This window comes from Xanthomonas sp. DAR 35659, assembly GCF_041242975.1.
Lineage (GTDB): Bacteria > Pseudomonadota > Gammaproteobacteria > Xanthomonadales > Xanthomonadaceae > Xanthomonas_A > Xanthomonas_A medicagonis.
Genome location: NZ_CP162488.1, coordinates 430,194 through 454,537 on the forward strand (window position 1 = coordinate 430,194; position 24,344 = coordinate 454,537).

Here is a 24,344-nt window from a genome sequence, read left to right on the forward strand (position 1 = left end):
CGGCCCGCGTCACGTTTCTTCATCTCCGGGCGCATGCGCATCGCGCAGCGCCCGGCGCTCCGCCAGGAATCTCCATGCGCTCTCTGCTCGCCGCTCTCGCCCTCATGCTCGCCACGCCCCTCGTTCCCGCCCACGCCGAAAAACTCACCCTGGAGGCCATCACCGGCAGCAAGCCATTGTCCGGCCCGACCTTGATGAAGCCGAAGGTCGCCCCCGACGGCTCGCGGGTGACCTTCCTGCGCGGCAAGGACAGCGACCGCAACCAGCTCGACCTGTGGGAATACGACATCGCCAGCGGCCAGACCCGGCTGCTGGTCGATTCGAAGGTGGTGCTGCCCGGCACCGAGACGCTGAGCGACGAGGAGAAGGCGCGGCGCGAACGCCAGCGCATCTCCGCCTACGCGGGCATCGTCGATTACCAGTGGGCGCCGGATGCGCAGGCGCTGCTGTTTCCGCTCGGCGGCGAGCTGTACCTGTACGACCTGCGCAAGAGCGGCCGCGCCGCGGTGCGCAAGCTGACCGACGGCGAAGGCTTCGCCACCGACCCGAAGATCTCGCCCAAGGGCGGCTACGTGAGCTTCGTGCGCGCGCGCAACCTGTGGGTCATCGACCTGGCCAGCGGCCAGCAGCACCAGCTCACCCGCGACGGCAGCGAGACCATCGGCAACGGCGTGGCCGAATTCGTCGCCGACGAGGAGATGGACCGCCACACCGGCTACTGGTGGGCGCCGGACGATTCGGCGATCGCCTTCGCGCGCATCGACGAATCCGGCGTGCCGGTGCAAAAGCGCCCGGAGGTCTACGCCGACCACACCGAGGTCATCGACCAGCGCTATCCGCAGGCCGGCCAGCCCAACGTGCGCATCCAGTTGGGCACGATCGCCCCGCGCGCCGGCGCGCAGCCGCAGTGGATCGACCTGGGCAGGAATCCGGACATCTACCTGGCGCGGGTGGACTGGCGCGATGCGCAGCGGTTGACCTTCCAGCGCCAGTCGCGCGACCAGAAGCGGCTGGAACTGATCGAGGCCAACCTGGCCAGCGGCAAGCAGCGCGTGCTCGTCACCGAGACCAGCAAGACCTGGGTGCCGCTCAACCACGACCTGCGGTTCCTCAAGGACGGCCGTTTCGTCTGGGGTTCCGAGCGCAGCGGCTACGAGCACCTGTACCTGGCCTCGGAGGACGGGCGCAAGCTGGTGGCGCTGACCCAGGGCGACTGGATCGTGGACGAACTGCTGGCGGTGGACGAGGATGCCGGCAAGGTCTACTTCTCTGCGACCAAGGAGTCGCCGACCCAGACCCAGCTCTACGCGGTGCCGCTGTCCGGCGGCGCGATCGAGAAACTGTCCAGGACCAACGGCACGCACGCGGCCAGCTTCGCCAAGAACGCCAGCGTCTATGTGGACAGTTGGTCCAACACCACCACGCCGCCGCAGATCGAGCTGTTCCGCGCCAATGGCGAAAAGATCGCCACGCTGTTGGACAACGACCTGGCCGATCCGCAGCATCCCTATGCGAAGTACCGCGAGGCGCAGCGCCCGATCGAGTTCGGCCAGATGACCGCGGCCGACGGCAAGACGCAGTTGCACTACCGGGTGACCAAGCCGGACGGCTTCGATCCGGGCAAGCGCTATCCGGCGATCGTCTACGTCTACGGCGGACCGGCCGCGCAGACCGTGCTGGATGCCTGGCCCAGCCGCGGCGATGCGTTGTTCGACCAGTATCTGGCGCAGCACGGCTACGTGGTGTTCTCGGTCGACAACCGCGGCACGCCGCGCCGCGGCCGCGACTTCGGCGGCGCGCTGTACCAGCGCCAGGGCACGGTGGAAGTGGACGACCAGTTGCGCGGCGTCGCCTGGCTGAAGGCGCAGCCGTGGGTGGATGGCGCGCGCATCGGCGTCTACGGCTGGTCCAACGGCGGCTACATGACCCTGATGCTGCTGGCCAAGCACAGCGAGGCCTACGCCTGCGGCGTGGCCGGCGCGCCGGTCACCGACTGGGGCCTGTACGACAGCCACTACACCGAGCGCTACATGAACCTGCCCGCGGCCAACCCGGACGGCTACCGCGACGGCCGCGTGGCCGCGCATCTGGGCGGCCTGAATTCGCCGCTGCTGCTGATCCATGGCATGGCCGACGACAACGTGCTGTTCACCAACTCCACGTCGTTGATGAGCGAGCTGCAGAAGCGCGGCAAGCTGTTCGAGTTGATGACCTATCCCGGCGCCAAGCACGGCCTGTCCGGCAGCAACGCGCTGCACCGCTACCGCACCACCGAAGCGTTCCTGGCGCGTTGCCTGAAGCCCTGAGCGCGCCCCCGCCGATACCGAAAGGGAGTTCCCCCGCATGTCCACGCCTCCGCCGTTTCCCGAGACGCCAGCCACCCCACCGCCTGCGCCGCCCGCACCGCCGCCACCGGCCAAGCGCGGCTGGTGGTCGCGGCATTGGAAATGGGCGGTGCCGCTGCTGGCGCTGCTGCTCGGCGCGCTGCTGCTGGTCTCCATCGCCGTGTTCGTGGTCGGTATCGCCAGCGTCACCAAGTCGTCCGAGCCGTACCGGATCGGATTGGTGGGTGCGAAGGTCGACCCGCGCGTGGTGGCCGCGCTCGGCGAGCCGATCGAGGACGGCATCATGCCCAGCGGCAGCATCTCCACCAGCAACGGCAGCGGCAGCGCCAAGCTCAACGTGTCGCTGCACGGTTCGCGCGGCAACGGCACCTTGTACATCGAGGCCGAGCGCCATGCCGGCGAGTGGCATTACACGACGTTGAAGGTGGTGCCCGACGCCGGCGAGGCGATTTCGCTGCTGCATGACGACGCGGACGCGATCGGTGAGACCGACGCCGAGTCCGATCCGGAAATGGACGCCACCGACGACGTACAGACCGACGCCGCTCCCGCTGAGGCCGATAGCACGCAGTAGCGTCGAACGCGAGCCGTCCACCACACCGTCGGCGCACGCCGCGCGCGGAGCGCCATGCCGTCGTGATGGAGGTTCCGGGCGGCGCAGGACGGACGCGGGACCTGCCGATGTCGGCGTCTGCGCATTCGCCGCAGTCAGTGTGTGATCGCATGCCGGACCGAGCGCCGGAAACCTCAAATAAACACCGAGAAGTGTCCTGTAGGAGCGGCTTCAGCCGCGACGGGCTCTACCGGGAACGCATCGTCCGGGAACGCATCGTCGCGGCTGAAGCCGCTCCCACAAGGCGAACTGCATCCAGCCTGATCGTGGCGAAAGCGGGGTACTAAAGGTGTCCTGCGGGCGAGCGAGTAAGCGCGACCTACCCGCGTGCATCGCGGTGTCGGTCGCCCCATTGCGGTCGTCGTCGCCGGCAGCGATTGCGGTCGCGCCGTATGCGCTGCGACATGGCGTGGCAGCGCGACCGCGAATGCGCATCCTGTCCCGGATGCGGTGCCGCCATGACCTACGGCAGGTTGCCGGTCGCGCGCGCGCCGCGTACGGTCGCCGGACCGCCCAGTTGGAGATCGACCGATGAAGCCACTCGTCCTTGCCATCGCGCTGGCCCTGGCCGCGCCCTTGCCGGTGCTGGCGCAGACCGCCCCGGCCAAGGCCCAGGCCGCCAGCCCGGCATGGGTGGCGCGCAGCGACGCCTTCGCGCAGATCCTGCTGCAGGCGCAGGCGCCGTTCCAACCGGAGGAAGTGAGCTTCTTCGGCGTGCCCGGCTACGACGACAAGGTCGCCGATCTCGGCCCGGACAACGCGCGCCGCTACCGCGACGCCATCGCCAAGGCCAGGACCGCGCTGCAGGAGAAACTGCAGCTGGAGCGCGACCCCAACGTGCGCCAGGACCTGGCGATCATGATCCACGCCGCCGACCAGGCCATCGAAGGCAGCACCTTGAACGAACGGCTGCTGCTGCCCTGGAGCGACGCGCCGCAGATGGTGTTCGGCGGGCTCAACAACCTGCTGTCCGAGCAGGTGGCGCCGGCGCGCCGGGCCAAGGCCCTGGACCGGCTGCAACGCTATGTCGGCCTGGCGCCCGGCAGCACCTCCTCGCTGCTGCTGGCGCGCCAGCGCTACGAGGAGAAGCTGGCCGATGGCGCATTGCTGCCGCCCACGCGGCGCGAGGTCGAGCAGGCGCTGAGCAACGTCGACACCTATGCCATGGGCATTCGCGAACTGTTCGCGACCTACAAGATCGACGGCGCCGAACCGGCGCTGGCGGCGATGGACCAGCAGTTCAAGGACTACGCCGCGTGGACCCGCAAGGTGGTGTTGCCGAAGGCGCGCGAGGATGCCCGCCTGCCGCCGGAACTGTATGCCTTCCAGCTCAAGCAGGTCGGCATCGACATCGCCCCGCAACTGCTGATGCAGCGCGCGCAACTGGAATTCATGGAGACGCGCGCGGCGATGCAGCAACTGGCGCCGCTGGTGGCCAAGGCCAAGGGACTGAAGCTCGACGATCCCGGCGACTACCGCGCCGTGATCCGCGCGCTCAAGCGCGACGCCATCCCCAACGACAAGCTGGAAGCGCATTACCGCGGCGTCATCGCGCAGATCGACCCGATCATCCGCCAGCAACGCATCGTCGACGTGCCGCAGCGGCCGATGCAGATGCGGCTGGGGTCGGAGGCCGAGAGCGCGGCGCAGCCGGCGCCGCATTTCCGCCCGGCGCCACTGGTCGGCAACACCGGCGAGCAGGGCACCTTCGTGCTGCCGCTGGGCAACCCGGACACCGCCGGCAAGGGCGAACACTACGACGACTTCAACTTCGGCTCGGCGGCGTGGACTCTGAGCGCGCACGAAGGCCGGCCCGGCCACGAACTGCAGTTCACCGCGATGGTCGAACGCGGCGTCTCCCTGGCGCGCAGCATGTTCGCGTTCAACTCGGTCAACGTCGAAGGCTGGGCGTTGTACGCCGAGGCCGAAATGGTGCCCTACGAACCGCTGGACGGGCAGCTGATCGCGCTGCAGTTCCGCCTGCTGCGCGCCGCCCGCGCCATGCTCGACCCGATGCTCAACCTGGGCCTGACCGACCGCGAGCGCGCGCGCCTGGTGCTGGAGAACGACGTCGGCCTGTCGCCGGCGATGGCGCGGCAGGAACTGGACCGCTACATGATGCGCGCGCCCGGCCAGGCCGGCAGCTACTTCTACGGCTACAGCCGGATCATGGAACTGCGCATGCGCACCGAACTGGCGCTGGGCGCGAAGTTCGACCGGCTCAAGTTCAACAACTTCCTGCTCGACCAGGGACTGTTGCCGCCGGATCAACTGCAGACGGCGGTGGACGAAGTATTCGTGCCGGCACAGCGAAAGTGATATGACGCCTGCCGTGCGGGAGCAGCCCTGCGCCCGGTCGCCGCCGGGAATCGGGTCTGACTGACGCACGGCATGGTCGGTGATAGCACCTGCTTATTAAAATCAATAATTCTGGAAAATCGGTTCAGTGCAAGCAGTATATACAACTTCACATTTCGCCTGAGGTGTTTGTTGGTTGCGCTCTTTGCATTCCTTCAATGCAAGGTCGCTCGCTTCAACGGAAGTGCCGGCGCCGGCAAATTTAATAATTCCGCCGGAAAATGGAAGCCCGTTTATATGGGGCTCGGCGATCGCTGTGCATTGATTGTTGTATGTGAATACAACTTTGCAATCAGCGGCTCCTTGAGAAGAGCAGCGCATCAGCGAATCCCGCTCCGCTTCGGATTTTGAGAGCTTTCCCGTCGGGACGCCATAGATCGTGGTTGAATCCACGGATCCCATCGCAATGGCTCCCCATGTCTTTATCCACCTTCCAGCAGGGCCAGCTGGTGGCTGCGCCGCGGATCCTTGCGGGATGGGCGCACATGCTATTGCCCCCTGCCCGCCGATCGGATATTGGCCAGGAGGGCACGCGCCTTCCGCCCGAGCAATGCTCGCATTTGTGCATAATGGAACAATCAGGAGAAGCATCCAATAATATTTCATGCTCGCCTCAGCGGATTACACAAATCGACTGGAATTTTGATTCGCTTGGCCATCTAGCCGCTGCTTTCTGAAATTGGCTGGGACTGTAGAAGGCCAGAGGCTCGTGAGGCTGATGTTTGAACTGCTTCGGTGCTTGAGCGGGTTTGTTAAAATCAATATTTTCTGAATACCTGCTCAGAACACGCGGTGTAAATAACTTTGCGCTGTGCGCCAGAGTTTTCCTCTTCGCAACCTCGTAACGCTTCAGCAACTGCCTGCTGTTTCGAGGGTTTCCTCGAAAATTGAATCACACCGCTTATCGCCCCATTAATTTGAGGTTCTGCAATTGAACTGCATTGATTTCCAAAAGTTGTGGCAATTCTGCAGTTTTGCGCGCCAGATCTTTCACATCTTAGCATTGCCTCATTTTTGGCCACATCTTCTGATGGCAATCCAACCGGCACACCATAGCGAGGAATTGCATCAATCACTCCTACGGCAACTGCACCCCAGGTCTTCAACCATTCACCTGCAGGTCGGGCGGGTTGAGGTTGGGCTTGCTGATAATAACCTTGAGGGATGGGGCCGCAGGATGCAGGGCTGCCGCCTGCCTGCGCCGGAATTTGCCCAGGGGGACAGCCTTCTTCCGCAAAAACTTGGAAAGCTGCTACCAAGCAGAGGAAAAATATTACCGTCTTAAACAATTTCCTGTCCTCGAAAGTCTAGACAATCCGGCTGTTGTCAATCATGTTTGCCGCCCCACGAGAACCGGGCGTTGCAGTAATGGGCGTGTTAGGCACACCGGAAGCTCGTGTGGTACTCAAGTCTGGAAGTACCTACTCGACCATCCGATCTGCCGCCATCGCTCGGTCCTTGGGAGGGTATGTACGACCAATTTGGTCGCCCCTCCGGACCAGGCGAAAACGCACCACAGCCACTGAAGCAGAGAAGTGCATGAAGTCCATGTCGCCCTGCCACAAGACTGTGGCGACTGTCGGCATGGCGATGATGATGAATACGGTGAGAAGCACGCCAATGCCGCCCTGCGGCAGCGCCCTCGAACTGAGGCCTTCAGATATGCTAGCAAAAACCCGTTGGGTGCGGCTTGCTCCAATATGCTAAGTCGGCAAGTTAGTATTTGTGAAAGATCTGCTCTGTGCCGACGTCCCCCGCTTTCAGTAGCGGGGTTCTTTAGAGTCCGGGTTCCATCGTAGCGGCTTTGGCCGCTAGCTGGCGGGCATAGGCGGCCGGGGTCAGGCCGCCCAAGATCTTCTTCGGTCGCTCCTCGTTATATTCCCGTCGCCAGGTCTCGATCTCGGTACGGGCGTGCAGCAGCGTCGGGAACCAGTGTTCGTTGAGGCATTCGTCGCGCAGGCGGCCGTTGAAGCTCTCGATGTAGGCGTTCTGGTTCGGCTTGCCTGGCTGGATCAAGCGCAGCTGCACGCCGCGCTCGTGGGCCCACGTCACCATCGTCTTGCCGCAGAACTCCTTGCCGTTGTCGGTGCGGATCACCTGCGGTAGACCCCGTGTCAGCGCCAGCCGATCCAGCACCCGGGCCACGCCGTGGCCGGAGATGGCCCGCTCCACCTCGATCGCCACCGCCTCGTGCGTGGCATCGTCGACGATGGTCAGGACCTTGAGCACCCGGCCCTCGGCGGTGCGGTCGAACACGAAGTCCATCGACCAGACCTGGTTGGCGGCTTCAGGCCGAAGCAACGGCTGCCGCTCGCCCAGCAGCACCTTCTTCCGCTTGCGCCGGCGCACCTGCAACCTGGCCTGCTGATACAGCCGTTCTACCCGCTTGTAGTTCACCGGCCACTGCTCCTGCCGCAGTTTCAGATAGATCATCCCGACGCCGTAGCGCTTGTGCCGCTGCGCCAGCGCCAGGATCCGCTCGCGCAGCTCGACGTTGCGATCCGCACGCGGGACGTAGCGCAGCGCGCTGGCGCTCATCCGCACCACGGCCAGCGCCCGGCGCTCAGTGAGCCCGCGTTCTACCAGGTGCCGCACCAGCGTCCTGCGCGCCGGTGCGGTCACCACTTTTTTCGCAGGGCGTCCTTGATGACGTCGTTCTCGAACATCTGCTCGGCCAGCAGCTTCTTCAGCCGCGTGTTCTCCGCCTCCAGCTCCTTGAGCCGCTTGGCCTCCGGCACGCTCATGCCGCCGAACTTGCTGCGCCACAGGTAGTAGGAGGCCTCGCTGAACCCGTGCCGCCGGCACAGGTCCTTCACCGCCACGCCGGCTTCGGCCTCACGCAGGAAGCCGATGATCTGCTCTTCGGAAAAGCGCTTCTTCACGTCCAATCTCCGTCTCGTTGGGGATTGGACTCCAAATCGCCATGCTACTCAAAACCGGGGGGACGTCGAAGTTGCCCATGTTGTCTTGCCACAGCGCCGCAGCGATCGTCGGCATGGATATCAGACCACCAGTGTCTCCATCGGTGCCCAAAATAGTGATGTCAAAACTTGCGGAAAATGGGCTCCGTGCAAGCGGTATATACAACCTTGCATTTTGCGCCGGCGACTCCCTTATTGGAATCGCCGCATCTCTTGGAGGATTCGCTACTTGCTTGGGAGATTGTTGCTGCGCTAATAAATCTTATAACGCCGGAGGATAATGTAAGTCCACCCATCTGGGGTTCAGCGATCGCAACGCATTGATTGTAATACGTAAAAGAGACCTTGCAGCTATCCCCGGCGCGTGAGGAGCAACGCTTCAATGAATCTTCTTCGGCTTCGGATTTGGAGAGCTTTCCCGTGTTGACGCCATAGATTGTAGTGGAATCAACCGACCCTACTGAGATAGCACCCCAGGTTTTTATCCACTCTCCACTTGGAACGGCCTGCTGCTGAACTTGATTCTCTTGAGGGATAGGCGCGCACGCCATAGCACCCTGTCCGCCAATCGGGTACTGCCCAGGAGGGCAGCCCTGCTCTGCTCGGACGCTGCTCGTAATGCACAAAAATAGGAAAACTAGTGCGCAGCGAAAATTCATAATTACTCCGCCTCAACTCAGGCGAACCGACTGGGATTCTTATTCGATTGCCCCATAGCGCCGCTTCCTTCAGGGGTCTGCGGTGTTTGCGGCACCTCTGAAATTCGTTGGCCGATGGAGATGCAATATATGCCAGGTGTCGCTCTGCTGCACTACCTGTAAATTGAGGTCTTCAGTATATGAAAGCAGAAAGCCGTCGATGCCATTGCTAGCCCGCGTGGCGATGGAGCTCCGTTTAAGAGCTTCAGATCTACGCCGATACCACGAAAACCATATATGTGGAGCCGCCAATCTTAGGACAGTCGGTTTTTAAGTGGAGTTATTTAAATTAATATTTTCTGAATACTTGCTCAGAGCAGGTGGTGTAAATAACTTTGCACTTTGCGTCAGGATTTTCCTCTTCGCAACCTCGTAACGCTTCAGCAACTGCCTGCTGTTTAGATGGTTGCCTCGAAAAATGGATCACTCCGCTTATCGCTCCGTTAATTTGAGGCTCTGCAATTGATGAGCATTGATTCCTAAAAGTTGTGGCAATTCTGCAGTTTTGCGCGCCAGATCTTTCACATCTTAGCATCGCCTCTTTTTTGGCGGCATCTTCTGAGGGTAATCCAACCGGTACACCATAGCGAGGAACTGAATCAATCACTCCTACGGCAACTGCGCCCCAGGTCTTCAACCATTCACCAGCTGGTTGGGCGGGCTGAGGTTGGGCTTGCTGGTAATACCCTTGAGGTATGGGACCGCAGGATGCAGGGCCGCCACCTGCCTGCGCCGGAATTTGCCCAGGAGGACAGCCTTCTTCTGCAAAAACTTGGAAACTTGCTACCAAGCAAAGGAAAAATATTGCTGTCTTAAACAATTTCCTGTCCTCAAAGTTTAGACAATCCGACTGTTGTCACTCATGTTTGCTGCCCCGCGGTAACCAGGCGTTGCAGTAATGGGCGCGTTAGGCACCCCGGAAGCTCGTGTGGCATTCAAATCTGAAGTGCCTACTCGACCATCCGATCTGCCGCCATCGCTCGGGCCTCGGGAGGGCACATACGACCCCACAGGTTGGCCCTGCGGACCGGGAGAAGAGCCGCCGCCACTGAAGGCAGAGAAGTGCATGAAGCTGCCCATATTGCCCTGCCACAGTGCCGCGGCGACCGTCGGCATGGTGATGATGAGCACGGTGAGCAACATGCCAATGCCGCCCTGCTGCAGCGCCTGCGAACTGAGGCCTTCTGTGTCGGTGCCCAGCATGCCGTTGATGCTTTTGCTGACCCACAGGGCGATGGCGACCTTGGTCGAGAGCTTGAGGACCATGGCCGAGACCACGGACAGCATCGACATGGAGAACAAGGTGCCGATGACGTAGAACAGCCATTTCTTGAACAGATCCTTGGTCTGATCGAACATCAAAGCCAGGATGAAGATCGGGCCGACGCCGACCAGGAAGGCCATGGTGAACTTGAACAGCAGCAGCATCGCGCCCGCGGCCATGGCCGGGCTTGCCGCGCCGAAGCCGGCCATGAACAGGGCCTTGTTCTTCTTGTCCAGCGATTCCGGATCGTTGGGGCCAACACGCACCACATCCACCGCGGCCAGGGCCAACTGGGTATAGGCCAGGTTGTCGTCGATGGCATCGGCGGCGCTGCCGGTATCGCCAGTGAACAACTGGTGAATTTCCTGGTCCAGGTTGTCGGTCATGGTCTTGTGCAGCATGGCCCCGTTGGCGCCGACGACACTGGCGATGCTGAGGATCACCACGATCTTGGTGGCCTTGACCATGGTGGCCATGGCCGACTCCCGCGATTGGCCCGTGGCGATGCGATAGCCGGCCAGCAGAATCCAGAGCGTGACTGCGGTCATGGCGATGACGCTGACCCAGTTCATCGCGTTCTTCATCAACTCCATGCCGAACTCGTCGATCTCGTGGTTCAAGTACGAGTTGATCAGCTTGAAGAAAACGTAATCACCGATCCCAGTGTCAGCCATCGGCTGCAACCAGCTCATCGCCCCCTGAAAAATGCTGTCCATGTGCGTCCCGATTAATTCCTGCTGATAGCGAAGCTACTATGATCGCGCCGACGTTTACTCAATCGACAGACAAGGCCGTCTTCAATGCTGCCGCCTGCACCACCTGACCGAACAGCGAGTTGCTGCCGTTGAGCGCGCGCTTGGCCAGCCTGGACTGGTCGTTCCGCAGAGTCATCTCGCGGGCGTCATAGGCCTTCATCCGCGCCTGCCAGTAGTCGACGTCCATGGAGTTCTGGGTGATGAAGCGCGAGACCTCGTTATCGTTCGCCGCGAGGGCGCCCTGGCTGGTCCCGACGCTATTGCGCTGCGCCTGGATCTTGGTCTGGAAATCCTTGTTGCGCTGGATCAGGCGCTTGAGCATGCGCACCGACTCGTTATAGCGCGCATTGTCGTTGAGCACCAACTGCTGGCAGACCTTCATTTGTTCTTCGACAAGATTGCCCTGCAAGTTGGGCAGCAGATTCTTGAAGCCATCCAGGAGGCCGCCCAGGCCACTCCCGCTGGAGCCGGGGCAGGCGTCTTCCATTCCGTAGGACGCATCGCGCTCGTTGAAATCGTCCGTCATCGTGGAGCCGCCCAGATTCAGGTTCTGCAGATTGATCAGCTGCTGCTGATAGTGCGCGATCTGGTCCCTGTACTGCTGCAGCGTCTGCTTCCAGCGCTGCGCTTCCTTGGCATATTCCTGCAGTGCCTTGCCGAGCGAGGTGGGGTCGTTGACGATCACCTGGGCATTGGCTTGGCCGCAGCACAGGCCGACGGCCAGCAGCAACCCTGCGGCGAGGCGGGAAAGTGACGTGCGTGGACGGTGGGTAGGCTCAGTCATGGCATATCTCGCTGGTTGTCGCTGTGCAGGTACTCGAAACGAACGCTTCCAGCCGCGGCGCGGTCGGCGCTCGGCTGGATCGTACAACGTGCAAGGACGGTGGCGTCGGCTTCACGAACGCCCGCTCTGGCCCGGAGGACAGAGATAGGAAACCCCATTGTGCGCCTGCTACGGCCATCGTCCTTGTCTTGCTAGAGTGCAGGTCCTACCAAATTTCGCACATTTCGAGTGAAATTCCCATAAATTTGTGGCTACACAAATATGAACAAATTCAGTCGATTGCTGCGCTAAGTCATTGAGTCGTAGATGCCGCGCGGTTTCTAGGGATTGTTCCCTTGCTGTCCCGGCGGCACCCAGATCGCCATGCCCGCAGCCCGCTTCTGCGTGGTCGGAATGCCGATCCCCAGGCCGCCACCGACGTGGCCGCCATAGCTGCCGGCACCCACCGAGACGCCGCCGCCCGAGCGCTGCGAGGCCACGCCCATCAGGACCACGCCATTGGCGCCGAGCTTGGCGGCCTCGCGCTTGAGCCGGGCCATGGCGGCGTCGGTCTGGCCCTGGGTGCCGAAGCCGGCCGCGCTGGAGGACTCGAGCTGAGCGATGTCGATCGCGCCGGCGGGCGGGGTCGAGTAGATCTGGACCAGGGCCGGGTCGATCGGCGGCCGCGCCGCGCCGACCATCACCTTGGAGGAACTGGCGCAGCCGGCCAGCGCGAGCAGCAGCGCCAGCGGCAACAGCGGTCGGACGTTCATAGCGGCACCCCCGTGGCTCGGATCACGACGCGATGATAGGCGGCGTCGGTGAATCGCGACGAACCCGCCCGTTCGCTGCGCAAGCCTGGCACGCCGGCCGTGAGCCCTGTGCCAAGAGTTGGCTTGCGCCGGCAGGGGCGCGGGGTATGGTGCGCTCTGACATCCAGCGAGGGGCGGCGGCATGGGCTTGATCAGTCTGTTGTGGGGCATCGTGGCCATGCTGTGGATGCTGCTGGCCTTCATCCCGCTGCTGGGCTGGGGCAACTGGTTCGTGATCCCGTTCGCCGCGGTCGGCGCGATCATCGCCGCGATCGGCTTGCTGTTCACGTCGGCGCCCAAGCGCGGCCGGGCCAAGACCGGGCTGATCCTCAACGGACTGGTGATCGTGGTCGGGGTAATCCGGCTGAGCCTGGGCGGCGGGGTGTTCTGACGCCGAGCCCGGAGCGGTTGGCCGGCGGAACGATCGCCGGCCTTTGGCGGACCCGCTGGCGTGCGTGCGACGTCGTAATCGCACGCCAGAGCGCTCAACTCGCACTCGCCAGCGTGTCCTTGGCCGCCGGGCGACATGCTGTGTTGCGGCATGCCGGCGTCCAGGCGCGCCGGGCAGGCGTAAAATTCCGTCGTTGACGGCTGCCCCGCAGGCAGCCGCTCCCGTTCGCGCCGGCGCGTGCGGCGCGAACCGGATCGCCCGGGCGCCGCCGTGGCGGGCGACGCCCGATCCGACCAGCAGGAGTCCGCACGTGCCGCATCCCCACTACCGCCCCCGGCGCATGCGCCGCGACGATTTCTCGCGCCGGCTGATGCGCGAACACACCCTGACCGCGGACGACCTGATCTGGCCGGTGTTCGTGCACGAGGTGAGCGGGCGCGCACCGATCGCCTCGATGCCCGGGGTGGAGCGGCTGTCGCTCGACGAATTGCTGAAGGAAGCCGAGACCGCGCTGGAGCTGGGCATTCCAGTGATCGACCTGTTCCCGGTGATCGACCCGTCCGGCAAGAGCCTGGATGCGGCCGAGGCCTGGAACGAGAACGGCCTGGCGCAGCGCGCGGTGCGTGCGCTGAAGGCGCGCTTCCCCGAACTGGGGGTGATGACCGACGTGGCGCTGGACCCGTACACCACGCATGGCCAGGACGGCATCATCGACGCGCACGGCTACGTGCTTAACGACATCACCGTCGAGGCGCTGGTCAAGCAGTCGCTGTCGCATGCGCAGGCCGGCGTGGACATCGTCTCGCCCTCGGACATGATGGACGGGCGCATCGGCGCGATCCGCCGCGCGCTGGATGGCGAAGAGCATGTGCACGTGCGGATCATGGCCTATTCGGCCAAGTACGCCTCGGCCTTCTACGGGCCGTTCCGCGACGCGGTGGGCAGCGCCGGTAATCTCGGCAAGGCCGACAAGAGCACCTACCAGATGGACCCGGCCAACGGCGAGGAGGCCTTGCGCGAGATCGCGCTGGACTTGGAGGAGGGCGCGGACATGGTGATGGTCAAGCCGGGCATGCCCTACCTGGATGTGGTGCGGCGGGTGAAGGACGAGTTCCGCGTGCCGACCTTCGCCTACCAGGTCAGCGGCGAGTACGCGATGCTCAAGGCCGCCTTCGCCAACGGCTGGCTGGACGAGCGCAAGTGCGTGCTGGAATCGCTGATGGCGTTCAAGCGCGCCGGCGCCGATGGCGTGCTGACCTATTTCGCGCCGCAGGTGGCGCGCTGGTTGCGCGAGGCGCGCTGAGGCGTACCGCGAACGCGGCGCGCCGCCAAACCAGTTGCGTGGTTGGCGCCGCCAGCGCCGGCGGTCAGCCAAGCGTGGGCGCGGCCATCCAGGGGAATGCACGGTAGCCGCGGACCTGCAGCGGCGTGCCGATCGCACGGAAGTCGGCGGCGAGCGCGCTGGCGTGGTTGCGATCCAGCGATTCGCCCAGCAGCAGCGGCAGCGCGCGGCACCGGGGCGGGGCCTGGCCCAGCGGAATCTGCAAGTGCTCGGCGACTCGGCGCGCGACGTCCTTCAGCTGCGCCGGCGGACACGCCGCCAGGACCAGGTCGAACGAGGCGAAGATGCCTGGCCCCACGCCCAGCGCCAGGGCGATGTCCTGTTCCTCCGCAGGCGCTGCCCCCAGGGCCTCGTCGATGCCTTCCACCTGCGCGAAGGCGTCGTATTCGAGATAGTGCGCCAGCGCGCGCGCGTAATCGTCCAGCGCGGACAGCGGCCGCTGGCGTTTCTGGACGTCGAGCACGTCGGCGAAGGTGGCCGCTTCGAGGAACGTGGACAGGCCGAGCGCGCGCGCCGCCGTTCGTAGATCATCCTCGTCATCGGCTTCGCCGTGCGGCGCCAACCAGAACCGCGCGTCCAGCACGTCTGTCTCCGTCGCGTGCACCCAGCCGTAGCGTTGCCACACGTCATCGTCGTCGTTGCATGCGGCGAGCGCGTCCAGCGTCTGGCGGAGATCCAACAGTTCGATCATGGGCGAGGTGCGTGCAGTGCCAGGCCGCGCAGTCTAGCGGGACCTGCCGCGAACCCGGCGCGTCGCTCTCTCACGGCGCCGGTCACGCCGCGTTGGGCGGAGCAGCTACCGGCGCCAGGGCGGGATCGGATGCGGCTGGCGGCAGGCAACCCAATCCGCGCAGCGTCGCCTCCACCGCCTCGTCCAGCGGCGTGTGCGGTTCCTCGCCTAGCGTGCGCAGCAACAGCGCGTTGCGCATGCGCAGCGGATGCCGCCACAGCGGGCGCATCTCGCGCAGTTCGCGCGCCAGTGGCATGAAGGGCAGGGCCAGGGTCAGCTGCCACCACGGGAAGCGGCGGGCCCGTGGCGCCGCCATGCCATGGCGTTGCAGCACGCGGGTGATCGCCGCGGCCATCTGTGTGCCGTCGGCGTCCCAATGCCCGCCCATGTGCAGGCGGGCGAAGGCGGGCAGGACCGCACGCTGCTGCAGCAGCCGCAGCATGGTTCGCGCCACGTCCGGCACATAAGCCCATTGATGGCCGATGCCCGGGTCGCCCGGCAGCGTCACCGTCTGCACGGGGCGCCCCGGCGCCACCAGGCCCTGCGCGAACCAACTGTTGCCCACGCGCGGTCCGAAGAAGTCGCCGGCACGCACCACGATGACCCGGGCGCCGTGGGCGGTCGCCGCCTGCAGCCGCCGCTCCAGTTCCACCCGGATCGCGCCCTTGCGGGTGAGCGGCGCCTGCGGCGCGTCCTCGTCCGGAGCCGGGCAGGCGTCCGGGCGGTAGTTGTAGACCGTGCCCGGCAGCACCACGGTCGCGCGTTCGGCGCAGGCGGCGGCGATGGTGTTGTCGATCATCGGCAGCACCAGCTCGGCCCAGCGCCGGTAGCCGGGCGGATTGACCGCATGCACGATCGCGTCGCAGCCGCGCGCCGCGCCCAGCACGTCGTCGCGGCGCATCGCGTCGCCGCGGTGCCAGTGGATGCCGTCGCGGAACGCGCTGGCGCTGGCCAGGCCGCGCTGCAGCGCCCGCACCTGCCAGCCGGCGTCGCGCAACTGGCGCGCCATCTCGCCGCCGATGCCGCCGCTGGCGCCCAGGACCAGGGCGGTGTGAGTGGTTGTCATGGAGGCGCTCCGTGGGTGGGGAATGCCGCCAGTGTGGGCGCCCTCGGCTTGCGAAGGAATTGGCGAGCACCGCCGATCGGCTATACATTTATGTATGGACAACGACATCGGCTGGGAACTGTACCGAAGCTTCCTCGCGGTGCTGGAGGAGGGTTCGCTGTCGGCGGCGGCACGCGCGCTGGGACTGACCCAGCCCACCGTCGGCCGGCACGTGGCGGCGCTGGAGAAGGCGCTGGCGGTGCCGCTGTTCGTGCGCTCGCAAAGCGGCCTGGCGCCGACCGATGCGGCGCTGGCGTTGCGCGGCCATGCGCAGGCGATGCGCAGCATCGCCGCTTCGCTGCAGCGTGCCGCCGGCCGCCATGGCGAGGCGGTGCAGGGCACGGTACGGATTTCGGCCAGCGAGGTAATCGGCGCCGAAGTGCTGCCGCCGGTCTTGGCCGGGCTGCGTCGCGCGCATCCGCAGCTGCGGATGGAACTGGTGCTGAGCAACCGCGTGCAGGATCTGCTGCACCGGGAGGCCGACGTAGCGGTGCGCATGACCCGCCCGGACCAGGACCTGCTCGTCACCCGCCGCATCGGCGAGGTCGCGCTGGGCCTGTATGCGCATCCGGACTACCTGGCCCGGCACGGGACGCCGCAGGACCTGGACGCGCTCATGCAGCACGCCTTGGTCGGCTTCGACGCGGACACGCCGTTCCTGCGCGCGGCGCGTGCCGGGCTGCCGCGCTGGCGCCGCGACGCGTTCGCGCTGCGGGCCGACAGCGACCTGGCGCAACTGGCGCTGATCCGCGCCGGCTGCGGCATCGGCTTCTGCCAGGTCCCGCTGGCGCGGGGACTGACGCCGGTGCTGCCGCAGCAGGTGCGGCTGGGCCTGGACACCTGGATCACCATGCACCAGGACCTGCGCGGCAGCCCACCCTGCAGCGCCGTCTTCGCGGCGCTGGTGGAAGCGATGACCGCGCACATTGGCTGAGCCATGCGTCCGCATTTCAGGTCGATGGCACGCGATACCCGCCGCGCAGCGCCCCCTCAGCCGAGCATGGCGCCATCGCGATCCCCGATTCCCAGCCTTGCATGCGCACGCACGTGGGCCGAGTCAGTCACCCGATCGGCGCTGCATCTCAGGCAGACGGCGCATGCGCGGCCCCCACCGCGCAGCGCCGCCAAACCTTCAGCCGACCATGCCGCCGTTACGATTTCCCATTCCCGAATCCCCACTCCCAGCTCTCAAGGCATCGTCAACGCAATCGGCGTGGACTTCATCGCCGCGGAGATCGACGGGAACGGGTCCACGCTCGCCATCGTGATCACGTCGTCGATCGAGACCACGTCGCAGGTGATGCTGTCGTCGTTGACGCACAGGTAGGCCGCCGCGCCCACGCCCGGCTCGTACACCGCCTTCCACACGTATTCCGGCACTTCCACCTTGTCGGTGCCGATGGTGGCCGGCGTGTTGTCGAAGGCCGGGCCGGTGACCACATAGAGCTCGCCGCGCTGCTTGGCCAACTGCCGCACCTGCTCTTCGATGCGCGCCCATTCGCCGGTGTTGAGCTTGTGGTCCTGCGGGACCACGTTGGCCATCGAGAAGGTCTCCTTCTCCGAACTCTCGGTCGAGGCGTCGCCGGCCGGGGTCATGTGGCCGCGGTCGAAACCGGTGTTGGTGTAATCGGAACTCTTGGAGCGGTCGGCGGCGGGAATGGCGGTTTCCTCGTGGAACGAGCCGACCCGGCCGATCGCCTCGGCGCCGGCGACCTGCTGGTCGGTCAGGTGCTCGGCCGAGTACAGCGGGCCCTTGGTCACGCCCGAGGCCAGGATGGCGTATTCGGTGTGGCAGACCTCGGTGGTGCGCGCGCTCAGCGAGGCATCCACGCTCGGCGGCTTGCCGCCCGCGTACAGCGTGGCGCAACTGGTGGCGGCCATCGCCGTGTGGGCCGCGAACAGGCCGAACAGAACCAGACAACCGCGCAGGGAGAAGGACATCGCGTACCTCGCTAACCAGGGGGAGTGAAGAAACTGGCAAGGGGCGATGTCGGAACGATGACCGTTCGATGTGGCGTGCATGGCAACTGCGCCGCCGGTCGCGTTTTGAACGGCCGGCGGCAATACGATTGCCTGGTGACCTAAGGCTTCATCCCCGCCGCGGTCGGACGCATTCGTATTCGATAAGCGTTCTCATCTACAATGCCGGGCCGCCTTCCGACCCCGTCCCCTGCCGTGATCAAGACGCTGTTGTTCCAGCTGCACTGGCTGCTCGGCATCAGCGCCGGGCTGGTGCTGTCGGTGATGGCGCTGAGCGGGGCCACGCTGGCGTTCGAGGACGAGATCGTGCGCTGGGCCAACCCGCCGCTGCGCGCGGCCGCTGAGCGTCATGCGGCCGGCGCCGCCCCGCTGCCGCTGGCCGAACTGGCGCGGCGCCTGGACCTGGGCGGCACGCACCGCACCACGCGCCTGCTGATCGATCCCACCGGCACCCGCCCGTCCAACGTGCGCCTGACCGGCGGCGGCGATGGCCGCCTGTACTTCGATCCCTACACCGGGCAGACCGTGCCGGAACCGCGGCTGGCCGGCTTCTTCGGTTTCGTCGAGGACCTGCATCGCTATCTGCTGGCCGGCGAGCGCGGCAAGGCCATCACCGGCGCCTGCGCGATCGTGCTGTTGTTCTTCTGCCTGTCCGGGCTGTACCTGCGCTGGCCGCGGCAATGGTGGAGCTGGCGCGCGTGGTGGGCGGTGGAATGGAAGCGGCAGGGCCGTAGCTTCCTGTGGAGCCTGCATTCGGTGATCGGCACCTGGTGCCTGGCGATCTATCTGCTGCTGGCCTTGACCGGGCTGTACTGGTCCTACGACTGGTACCGGCAAGGCTTGGTGGCGGTGCTCGGCGGCGAGCGCGCGGACGCCGGTGGCCGCGGGCGTGGCGGAAAGCCGCCGAAGGTGGACTTCGCGCGGCTGCAGGCGGCGCTCGATGCGGTGCCTGGCGCGCGCCGCGCCTATCTGGATCTGCGCCTGCCGGCCCGCCCCGGACAACCGGCGACGGCGCGCTACCTGGTGGCCGATCCGGCGCATAGCCGCGCCTTCGACATGGTGGAGATCGACCCGGACAGCGGCCGCGTGGCGCGCCGTGTGGACTATCGGCAGCAGCCGCTGGGCCGGCAACTGCTGAGCAGCGTGTTCGCCCTGCACAGCGGCATTTTCTTCGGCCTGCCCGGGCGCGTGGTGGTGCTGCTGGCGGTGCTGTGCATGCCGCTGTTCTTCGTCACCGGCTGGTTGCTGTATCTGGACAGGCGGCGCAAGAAACGCGCGTTGCGCATGGCGCGCGGCGATCTGCGGCCGCTGGCGACGGCGGACGCCGCGCCCTGGCTGGTGGGATTCGCCAGCCAGAGCGGTTTCGCCGAGCGCCTGGCCTGGCAGGCGGCTGGGCAACTGCAGGCGGCCGGCCTGCCGGTGCAGGTGCAGTCGCTGGGGCAGTTGGAGATGGCGCAGTTGGGCGCCACGCGGCACGCGCTGTTCGTGGTCAGCACCTTCGGCGACGGCGAGGCGCCGGACCCGGTGCGCGCCTTCGAGAGGAAGGTGCTGCGCCAGGCGCAGGCCTTGCCCGAGTTGCGCTACGCGGTGCTGGCGCTGGGCGACCGCCAGTACGCGCGCTTCTGTGGGTTTTCGCGGCGGCTGGAGCAGTGGCTGGCCGCGCAGGGCGCGCAGGCGTTGTTCCCAGCGGTGGAGGTGGACAACGCCGACCCGCAGGCCTTGGCGCAGTGGCAGCGGCAGCTGTCCGCGGTTACCGGCGTGGCCGCGGCGGCTCCGGTGCTGCAGGCGCCGGAGCCGCTGGAGTGGCGCCTGGCCGGGCGCGCGTTGCTCAATCCCGGCAGCGCCGGCGCGCCGATCTGGCGCATCGATCTGGCGCCGCCGGCGCCGGCGGAGTGGCAGGCGGGCGACATCCTGGAAGTGCAGCCCTGTCGCGCCGCGGACGCCGTGCGGGCCTGGCTCGACGCCCATGGCGTTCCCGCCGACACGCCGGTGCGTGCCGGCGGCGTGGCGCTGCCGCTGCAGGCGGCACTGGTCGATCGCGAACTGGCGCCGCCGCCGGCGCCCCTGCGCGACCCGCAGGCCTGGCTGGACGCGCTGCCGCAACTGCCGCTGCGCGAGTACTCGATCGCCTCGGTGCCGGCCGATGGCCTGTTGCAACTGGTGGTCCGCCTGACCCAGCGCAGCGACGGCCGCGCCGGCCTGGGATCGGGCTGGCTGTGCCAGCACGCGCCGCTCGGCACCACGGTGCAGGCGCGGGTGCGCGCCAATCCGGGCTTCCGCCGGCATGGCGACGCGCCGTTGCTGCTGATCGGCAACGGCACCGGCATCGCCGGGTTACGCAGTCTGCTGCGCGAAGCCGAGCAGGCCGGCGTGCATGGCCACTGGCTGCTGTTCGGCGAGCGCAATGCCGCGCACGACGCACTGTTCGGCGCGGAACTGGATGCCTGGCGGGACAGCGGCCATCTGCGCCGGCTGGACCTGGCGTTCTCGCGCGACCAGCCCGACAAGGTCTACGTCCAGGATCGTCTGCGTGCGGCCGCCGACGCGGTGCGCGCCTGGCTCGCGCGCGGCGCCACGCTGCACGTCTGCGGCAGCCTGGAGGGCATGGCGCGTGGCGTGGACGCGGCCTTGCGCGAGATCGTGGGCGAGGAGGCGCTGGAGACGCTCAGCGCGGAAGGCAGGTATCGGCGCGACGTGTATTGAGGTTGGCGGGACGTTGGTAGTGCTGGGCGGAGCAGGTGACCGGGACGTGGTGATGGCAGCGACTGCGATCGCCGCGCGTGTCCTGATCGTGGTGCGAAGCGGCGCGACGTCGCGTATCTAGCAGCTATTGCGGTCGGGCGGGATTGCCTTGTGGGAGGGACTTCAGTCCCGACGCTTTTCGCGACCTGTGTGTCCACCGCTTCGTCTGTCGCGGCTGAAGCCGCTCCTACAGGAAGCGGCTTCGGCCGCGCGCGTTAAGGCTTTTTGTAGGAGCGGCTTCAGCCGCGACCATCACCTTAAGCGTGCAGGCATTCCAGCAGCGCCACGGCACCGCGGCCCGCGCGATGTGAGCATCGACGCGACGTGCGGCCGGCGAATGCGTGACAAGCAAGATTAGGTGAGCAATCGATCCGCACTGTCGGCGATCGGCGTGATCACGCACCTAGCGATGCCGCCCCACCGACGCCCGCAGCGCCACTCAACGTCCGGCGACGCACTCGTCGCTGCCGCTCGCCGCTGGCGCCTTCATCCGGTATACGTCGCGCTTGCCGGCCTTCGGCGCCTTGGCGCTGCCGACGACCAGCAGCTCGCTCGGCTTGGAGGCATCCAGCACCGCGCCGCGGGTGTCGCCCTCGGCCCCGTTGAACGACAGCGCCAGCGGCTGCGGCTGCGCGTAGCGCCCGCCGCCGCACTGCGCCAGCAACAGTTGCGTGCCCTGCGCCGCGCGCCCGCGCGCGAACACCAGCGCGCGGCCGTTGCCCAGCCAGGCCGCATCGGATTCATCGTCGCCGCTGTTCACCCCGTCCAGCGCCCGCGGCGGGCCGAAGGCCTGGCCCTGCCACTGCGCGACGAACAGGTCCAGGCCGCCGGCACCGCCGTGGCCGTCGCTGGCGAACAGCAGCCGGGTGCCGTCCAGCGACAGCGTCGGGCTGCGGTCGTCGCCGCGCGAGTTCACCGCCGCACCGAGGTTCTGCGGCGTGCCGTAGCGGCCGTCGGCCAGGACCGGCGCGCGGTACAAATCACTGCCGCCGTGGCCGCCGGCGCGCGTGGAGGCGAAGTACAGCCAGCGCCCGTCGGCGCTGAAGAACGGGTCGGTGTCGGCGTCCGGCGAGTTCAGCGGTGCCGGCAGCGGTTGCGGATCGGCCCAGCGGCCGTCGCGCAGCGTGGCCTGCCACAGGTCGCCGCCGCCCGGTCCGCCGGCGCGGTCCGGGCTGGCCCAGACGATGCGTTGGCCGTCGGGCGACTCGCTGGCGCGGGTCTCGTCGGCCTTGGTCGAAACCACGCCCATGCCCTCGATGCCGAACTCGGAAAGCGCGAACGCCGACGGCGCGCAGAGTAAACTCGCGGCCAGCGCGAGCGTCAGGGCGGGGGTCCGCATGTCGGATTCCTTCGGATGTCGCGACCAGTCTAAAACAACCAACGAGCGTTCCATGCCCACATCCCGTTATGCCGTGTTCGGCCATCCCGTCACCCATTCGCTGTCGCCGCGCATCCATGCCGACTTCGCCAAGCAGACCGGCATCGCCCTGCGCTACGACGCGATCGACGCCATGCCGGACGGCTTCGCGGCCGCGCTGGCCGCCTTCGCCGCCGACGGCGGCGTGGGCGCCAACGTGACCCTGCCGTTGAAGGAGGCCGCCTACGCGCTCAGCGTGGTTCACAGCGCGCGCGCGCAGCGCGCCGGCGCGGTCAACACGCTCAGCTTCCGCGATGGCCAATGGCATGGCGACAACACCGACGGCGCCGGCCTGGTGCGCGATCTGACCGGGCGCAACAGCCTGGATCTACGCGGCCGCCGCGCGCTGCTGCTGGGCGCCGGCGGCGCCGCGCGCGGCGTCGCACCGGCGCTGCTGGAGGCCGGCGTGCAGCAACTGCTGATCGTCAACCGCTCGCCCGAGCGCGCCGATGCGTTGGTCGATGCGCTGGGCGAGCCGGCGCGGGCCATCTCGCGTTACTGGGAAGACCTGCGCGACCAGGGCGATTTCGAACTGATCGTCAACGCCACCGCCGCCGGTCGCGACGACGCGGCGGGCTTCTCGCTGCCGCTGTCGCTGGTCAACAGCATGACCCTGGCGGTGGACCTGAACTACGGCGAGGTCGCCATCCCGTTCCTGGCCTGGGCGCGCGCGGCGCAGTGCCGCGATACCGTCGACGGCCTGGGCATGCTGGTGGAGCAGGCGGCCGAGAGCTTCGAGCAGTGGCACGGCGTGCGCCCGGATACCGATCCGGTCTACGCCGCGTTGCGCGCGCGCGACGCGGTGCTGGTCAGCGCGGACTGAGCCTCGCTTCTCCAACCTGGAATACCCGTATGCAAGATGGAATCCTGTTGCAACTGCTGAAGACGGTGGTGTTCCAGATCCCCGTCCTCCTGGTCTACCTGATCGGCATGGGGATGCTGGTCACGCGCCGCGCCGGCCGCCCGCGCACCCTGGGCCTGTGGGGCCTGGGACTGCTGTTGCTGGTCGTCATCGTCGGCACCGCGCTGTCGCTGTTGCCGGCCTGGCTGTTGTCGCAGGGCGCCAGCTTCGGCCAGTACGCGGTCGCTTTCTCGGTGCTGCGCGCGTTCACCGGGCTGATGGCCGCGGTGGGCGTGCTGTTGGTGGTGCTCGCGCTGCGGTTCGCCCTGCCGCCGCGCTAACTGGGCGGCGGCGGTGCCACGGACCAAGTGGGACGGGGCACCGCGCGACGTCGCGCGGGTCCATCAACGTTGGCGACAATGCCAAATCCGCGCTTCGGCGCGTCGTTCCACAGCCGCCGGAGATTGCAATGGACACTGGAATCCTGATCTCGATGTTGACCACGGTGGCCCTCCAGCTGCCGATCCTGATCGTCCTCAGCGTCGGCCTGGCGATGGTGGCCACGCGCCGCCGCGGCCATGCGCGCACGCTGGCGCTGTGGGGATTGAGCCTGCTGCTGGTCGGCGGGATCTGCGGAACGCTGACCTTGCTGCTGCCGATGTGGGCCGCGGTGCATGCGGTGAATCTTGCCAGCCACATGGTGTTGCTGGGCATCGTGCATGCGGTGCTGACCCTGCTGCATGCGGTGGCGATGCTGCTGGTGGTGTTGGCGCTGCGCCTGTCCTTATCGCGCTAGCCTGCGCGCGCCTTGGCGGCGGCCGTCGCCGTCGCCGCTACACTGCCGTGGCCATTTGCCGTGGCCGGGATGATCGCGATGCACGTTGAACGGTTCATGGATGTTGCGTTGTTGGCCGGCAGCGTTGGCCTGGCGGCCAGGCTCGGCGTCCTGCTGCTCGGCTTCCTGTTGCTGTGGCGCTGCGCGCCCGGCCGACCGCGCACGCTGTTGCAGTGGGGACTGGTGGTGCTGCTGGCGCAGGTGCTGCTGCCGCGCCTGCTGGGAGGAGTGGTGAGCGCGTGGCAGCTGAGCTTCCCGTCTCCCGGCATCGTGCTGTGGGTGCAACCGGCGATCCGGCTGCTGCAGGACCTGCTGTTCGCGATCGGCCTGGCGTTGCTGCTGCAAGCGTTGTGGCTGATCCTGCCGCGCAAGCGCGAGGTGGCGCGGGACTGAGCGGCGTGCGCATGCGCGGTCGCGGCGACTGCGACCAGA

General features: G+C 66.6%; 23 protein-coding genes. 11 read left to right on the forward strand and 12 right to left on the reverse strand.

Annotation, left to right across the window (positions count from 1 at the left end; all coding sequences use genetic code 11):
• Window positions 1–74 precede the first annotated feature (74 nt).
• The 3 genes from AB3X07_RS01910 (at window position 75) to AB3X07_RS01920 (ending at window position 5,277) form a co-directional block, all read left to right on the forward strand.
• Window positions 75–2,306: a S9 family peptidase gene (locus tag AB3X07_RS01910; RefSeq protein WP_369942252.1), complete on the forward strand. Its 2,232-nt coding sequence runs from the start codon at window positions 75–77 to the stop codon at window positions 2,304–2,306.
• Between the two features lie 37 nt (window positions 2,307–2,343).
• Window positions 2,344–2,919 carry a cytochrome c oxidase assembly factor Coa1 family protein gene (locus tag AB3X07_RS01915; protein WP_369942254.1) on the forward strand — a complete coding sequence of 192 codons (576 nt, stop codon included), beginning with the start codon at window positions 2,344–2,346 and terminating at the stop codon, window positions 2,917–2,919.
• A gap of 570 nt (window positions 2,920–3,489) precedes the next feature.
• Window positions 3,490–5,277 (forward strand): DUF885 domain-containing protein, encoded by a 1,788-nt coding sequence (locus AB3X07_RS01920; RefSeq protein WP_369942256.1) that lies wholly within the window; start codon window positions 3,490–3,492, stop codon window positions 5,275–5,277.
• A 102-nt stretch (window positions 5,278–5,379) separates the two neighbouring features.
• Here AB3X07_RS01920 and AB3X07_RS01925 read toward each other — a convergent pair whose 3' ends face one another.
• The 8 genes from AB3X07_RS01925 to AB3X07_RS01960 all read right to left on the reverse strand — a co-directional run bounded on the left by AB3X07_RS01925 (window position 5,380) and on the right by AB3X07_RS01960 (window position 12,490).
• On the reverse strand, window positions 5,380–5,922 hold the full coding sequence (locus AB3X07_RS01925) for a DUF4189 domain-containing protein (RefSeq protein ID WP_369942258.1): 543 nt from the start codon (window positions 5,920–5,922) through the stop codon (window positions 5,380–5,382).
• Window positions 5,923–6,074: 152 nt separating this feature from the next.
• The gene (locus AB3X07_RS01930; RefSeq protein WP_369942259.1) at window positions 6,075–6,605 is read right to left on the reverse strand and encodes a DUF4189 domain-containing protein; all 531 of its coding nucleotides are present in this window, start codon (window positions 6,603–6,605) and stop codon (window positions 6,075–6,077) included.
• 487 nt (window positions 6,606–7,092) lie between these two features.
• A protein-coding gene (locus AB3X07_RS01935; RefSeq protein WP_369942261.1) for an IS3 family transposase occupies window positions 7,093–8,198 on the reverse strand; the annotation gives its coding sequence in 2 pieces (ribosomal slippage) (window positions 7,093–7,940 and window positions 7,940–8,198; 1,107 coding nt in all).
• A 161-nt stretch (window positions 8,199–8,359) separates the two neighbouring features.
• Complete coding sequence (locus AB3X07_RS01940; RefSeq protein ID WP_369942263.1) at window positions 8,360–8,896, reverse strand: DUF4189 domain-containing protein; 537 nt, start codon at window positions 8,894–8,896, stop codon at window positions 8,360–8,362.
• Between the two features lie 328 nt (window positions 8,897–9,224).
• A complete protein-coding gene (locus AB3X07_RS01945) occupies window positions 9,225–9,755 on the reverse strand; it encodes a DUF4189 domain-containing protein (RefSeq protein ID WP_369942265.1) in 531 nt (176 codons plus the stop codon).
• Between the two features lie 17 nt (window positions 9,756–9,772).
• Window positions 9,773–10,915 (reverse strand): type IV secretion system protein, encoded by a 1,143-nt coding sequence (locus AB3X07_RS01950; protein WP_369942267.1) that lies wholly within the window; start codon window positions 10,913–10,915, stop codon window positions 9,773–9,775.
• A 58-nt stretch (window positions 10,916–10,973) separates the two neighbouring features.
• On the reverse strand, window positions 10,974–11,738 hold the full coding sequence (locus tag AB3X07_RS01955; protein ID WP_369942269.1) for a hypothetical protein: 765 nt from the start codon (window positions 11,736–11,738) through the stop codon (window positions 10,974–10,976).
• A gap of 320 nt (window positions 11,739–12,058) precedes the next feature.
• Window positions 12,059–12,490 carry a hypothetical protein gene (locus AB3X07_RS01960; RefSeq protein WP_369942271.1) on the reverse strand — a complete coding sequence of 144 codons (432 nt, stop codon included), beginning with the start codon at window positions 12,488–12,490 and terminating at the stop codon, window positions 12,059–12,061.
• A 181-nt stretch (window positions 12,491–12,671) separates the two neighbouring features.
• Between AB3X07_RS01960 and AB3X07_RS01965 the strand changes: the two genes are divergently transcribed.
• Window positions 12,672–12,920, forward strand: a complete 249-nt coding sequence (locus tag AB3X07_RS01965; protein WP_369942273.1) for a hypothetical protein — start codon at window positions 12,672–12,674, stop codon at window positions 12,918–12,920.
• Between the two features lie 310 nt (window positions 12,921–13,230).
• Window positions 13,231–14,223, forward strand: coding sequence for a porphobilinogen synthase (gene hemB, locus AB3X07_RS01970; RefSeq protein ID WP_369942275.1), 993 nt, complete (start codon window positions 13,231–13,233; stop codon window positions 14,221–14,223).
• A gap of 64 nt (window positions 14,224–14,287) precedes the next feature.
• On the opposite strand, the gene AB3X07_RS01975 is transcribed toward hemB, so the two are convergent.
• Together AB3X07_RS01975 and AB3X07_RS01980 are read right to left on the reverse strand one after the other, a co-directional pair.
• A complete protein-coding gene (locus tag AB3X07_RS01975) occupies window positions 14,288–14,953 on the reverse strand; it encodes a DUF7716 domain-containing protein (RefSeq protein WP_369942277.1) in 666 nt (221 codons plus the stop codon).
• A gap of 82 nt (window positions 14,954–15,035) precedes the next feature.
• Complete coding sequence (locus tag AB3X07_RS01980; RefSeq protein ID WP_369942279.1) at window positions 15,036–16,058, reverse strand: NAD-dependent epimerase/dehydratase family protein; 1,023 nt, start codon at window positions 16,056–16,058, stop codon at window positions 15,036–15,038.
• Window positions 16,059–16,152: 94 nt separating this feature from the next.
• On the opposite strand from AB3X07_RS01980, the gene AB3X07_RS01985 reads away from it, so the two are divergent.
• On the forward strand, window positions 16,153–17,031 hold the full coding sequence (locus AB3X07_RS01985; RefSeq protein WP_369942281.1) for a LysR family transcriptional regulator: 879 nt from the start codon (window positions 16,153–16,155) through the stop codon (window positions 17,029–17,031).
• 254 nt (window positions 17,032–17,285) lie between these two features.
• Here AB3X07_RS01985 and AB3X07_RS01990 read toward each other — a convergent pair whose 3' ends face one another.
• A complete protein-coding gene (locus AB3X07_RS01990; protein ID WP_369942282.1) occupies window positions 17,286–18,038 on the reverse strand; it encodes a DNA/RNA non-specific endonuclease in 753 nt (250 codons plus the stop codon).
• 234 nt (window positions 18,039–18,272) lie between these two features.
• Here AB3X07_RS01990 and AB3X07_RS01995 point away from each other — a divergent pair, with 234 nt between their 5' ends.
• The gene (locus tag AB3X07_RS01995) at window positions 18,273–20,780 is read left to right on the forward strand and encodes a PepSY domain-containing protein (protein WP_369942284.1); all 2,508 of its coding nucleotides are present in this window, start codon (window positions 18,273–18,275) and stop codon (window positions 20,778–20,780) included.
• A gap of 478 nt (window positions 20,781–21,258) precedes the next feature.
• Here the strand turns inward: AB3X07_RS01995 and AB3X07_RS02000 are convergent, their stop codons facing one another.
• Complete coding sequence (locus tag AB3X07_RS02000) at window positions 21,259–22,158, reverse strand: TolB family protein (RefSeq protein ID WP_369942286.1); 900 nt, start codon at window positions 22,156–22,158, stop codon at window positions 21,259–21,261.
• Between the two features lie 52 nt (window positions 22,159–22,210).
• Here AB3X07_RS02000 and aroE point away from each other — a divergent pair, with 52 nt between their 5' ends.
• The 4 genes from aroE (at window position 22,211) to AB3X07_RS02020 (ending at window position 24,305) form a co-directional block, all read left to right on the forward strand.
• A complete protein-coding gene (gene aroE / locus AB3X07_RS02005) occupies window positions 22,211–23,059 on the forward strand; it encodes a shikimate dehydrogenase (RefSeq protein WP_369942287.1) in 849 nt (282 codons plus the stop codon).
• Window positions 23,060–23,088: 29 nt separating this feature from the next.
• The gene (locus AB3X07_RS02010; RefSeq protein ID WP_369942289.1) at window positions 23,089–23,418 is read left to right on the forward strand and encodes a hypothetical protein; all 330 of its coding nucleotides are present in this window, start codon (window positions 23,089–23,091) and stop codon (window positions 23,416–23,418) included.
• Between the two features lie 128 nt (window positions 23,419–23,546).
• Window positions 23,547–23,873, forward strand: coding sequence for a hypothetical protein (locus AB3X07_RS02015; protein WP_369942291.1), 327 nt, complete (start codon window positions 23,547–23,549; stop codon window positions 23,871–23,873).
• 78 nt (window positions 23,874–23,951) lie between these two features.
• Window positions 23,952–24,305, forward strand: a complete 354-nt coding sequence (locus tag AB3X07_RS02020) for a hypothetical protein (RefSeq protein WP_369942292.1) — start codon at window positions 23,952–23,954, stop codon at window positions 24,303–24,305.
• Window positions 24,306–24,344: the final 39 nt, after the last annotated feature.

What these genes read in the sequence shown, in the direction of transcription:
- AB3X07_RS01910 (WP_369942252.1), top strand. Translation starts at nt 75, where the DNA reads ATGCGCTCTCTGCTCGCCGCTCTCGCCCTCATGCTCGCCACGCCCCTC.
- AB3X07_RS01915 (WP_369942254.1), top strand. Translation starts at nt 2,344, where the DNA reads ATGTCCACGCCTCCGCCGTTTCCCGAGACGCCAGCCACCCCACCGCCT.
- AB3X07_RS01920 (WP_369942256.1), top strand. Translation starts at nt 3,490, where the DNA reads ATGAAGCCACTCGTCCTTGCCATCGCGCTGGCCCTGGCCGCGCCCTTG.
- AB3X07_RS01925 (WP_369942258.1), bottom strand. Translation starts at nt 5,922, where the DNA reads ATGAAATATTATTGGATGCTTCTCCTGATTGTTCCATTATGCACAAAT.
- AB3X07_RS01940 (WP_369942263.1), bottom strand. Translation starts at nt 8,896, where the DNA reads ATGAATTTTCGCTGCGCACTAGTTTTCCTATTTTTGTGCATTACGAGC.
- AB3X07_RS01950 (WP_369942267.1), bottom strand. Translation starts at nt 10,915, where the DNA reads ATGGACAGCATTTTTCAGGGGGCGATGAGCTGGTTGCAGCCGATGGCT.
- AB3X07_RS01955 (WP_369942269.1), bottom strand. Translation starts at nt 11,738, where the DNA reads ATGACTGAGCCTACCCACCGTCCACGCACGTCACTTTCCCGCCTCGCC.
- AB3X07_RS01960 (WP_369942271.1), bottom strand. Translation starts at nt 12,490, where the DNA reads ATGAACGTCCGACCGCTGTTGCCGCTGGCGCTGCTGCTCGCGCTGGCC.
- AB3X07_RS01965 (WP_369942273.1), top strand. Translation starts at nt 12,672, where the DNA reads ATGGGCTTGATCAGTCTGTTGTGGGGCATCGTGGCCATGCTGTGGATG.
- AB3X07_RS01975 (WP_369942277.1), bottom strand. Translation starts at nt 14,953, where the DNA reads ATGATCGAACTGTTGGATCTCCGCCAGACGCTGGACGCGCTCGCCGCA.
- AB3X07_RS01980 (WP_369942279.1), bottom strand. Translation starts at nt 16,058, where the DNA reads ATGACAACCACTCACACCGCCCTGGTCCTGGGCGCCAGCGGCGGCATC.
- AB3X07_RS01985 (WP_369942281.1), top strand. Translation starts at nt 16,153, where the DNA reads ATGGACAACGACATCGGCTGGGAACTGTACCGAAGCTTCCTCGCGGTG.
- AB3X07_RS01990 (WP_369942282.1), bottom strand. Translation starts at nt 18,038, where the DNA reads ATGTCCTTCTCCCTGCGCGGTTGTCTGGTTCTGTTCGGCCTGTTCGCG.
- AB3X07_RS02000 (WP_369942286.1), bottom strand. Translation starts at nt 22,158, where the DNA reads ATGCGGACCCCCGCCCTGACGCTCGCGCTGGCCGCGAGTTTACTCTGC.
- aroE (WP_369942287.1), top strand. Translation starts at nt 22,211, where the DNA reads ATGCCCACATCCCGTTATGCCGTGTTCGGCCATCCCGTCACCCATTCG.
- AB3X07_RS02010 (WP_369942289.1), top strand. Translation starts at nt 23,089, where the DNA reads ATGCAAGATGGAATCCTGTTGCAACTGCTGAAGACGGTGGTGTTCCAG.
- AB3X07_RS02015 (WP_369942291.1), top strand. Translation starts at nt 23,547, where the DNA reads ATGGACACTGGAATCCTGATCTCGATGTTGACCACGGTGGCCCTCCAG.
- AB3X07_RS02020 (WP_369942292.1), top strand. Translation starts at nt 23,952, where the DNA reads ATGCACGTTGAACGGTTCATGGATGTTGCGTTGTTGGCCGGCAGCGTT.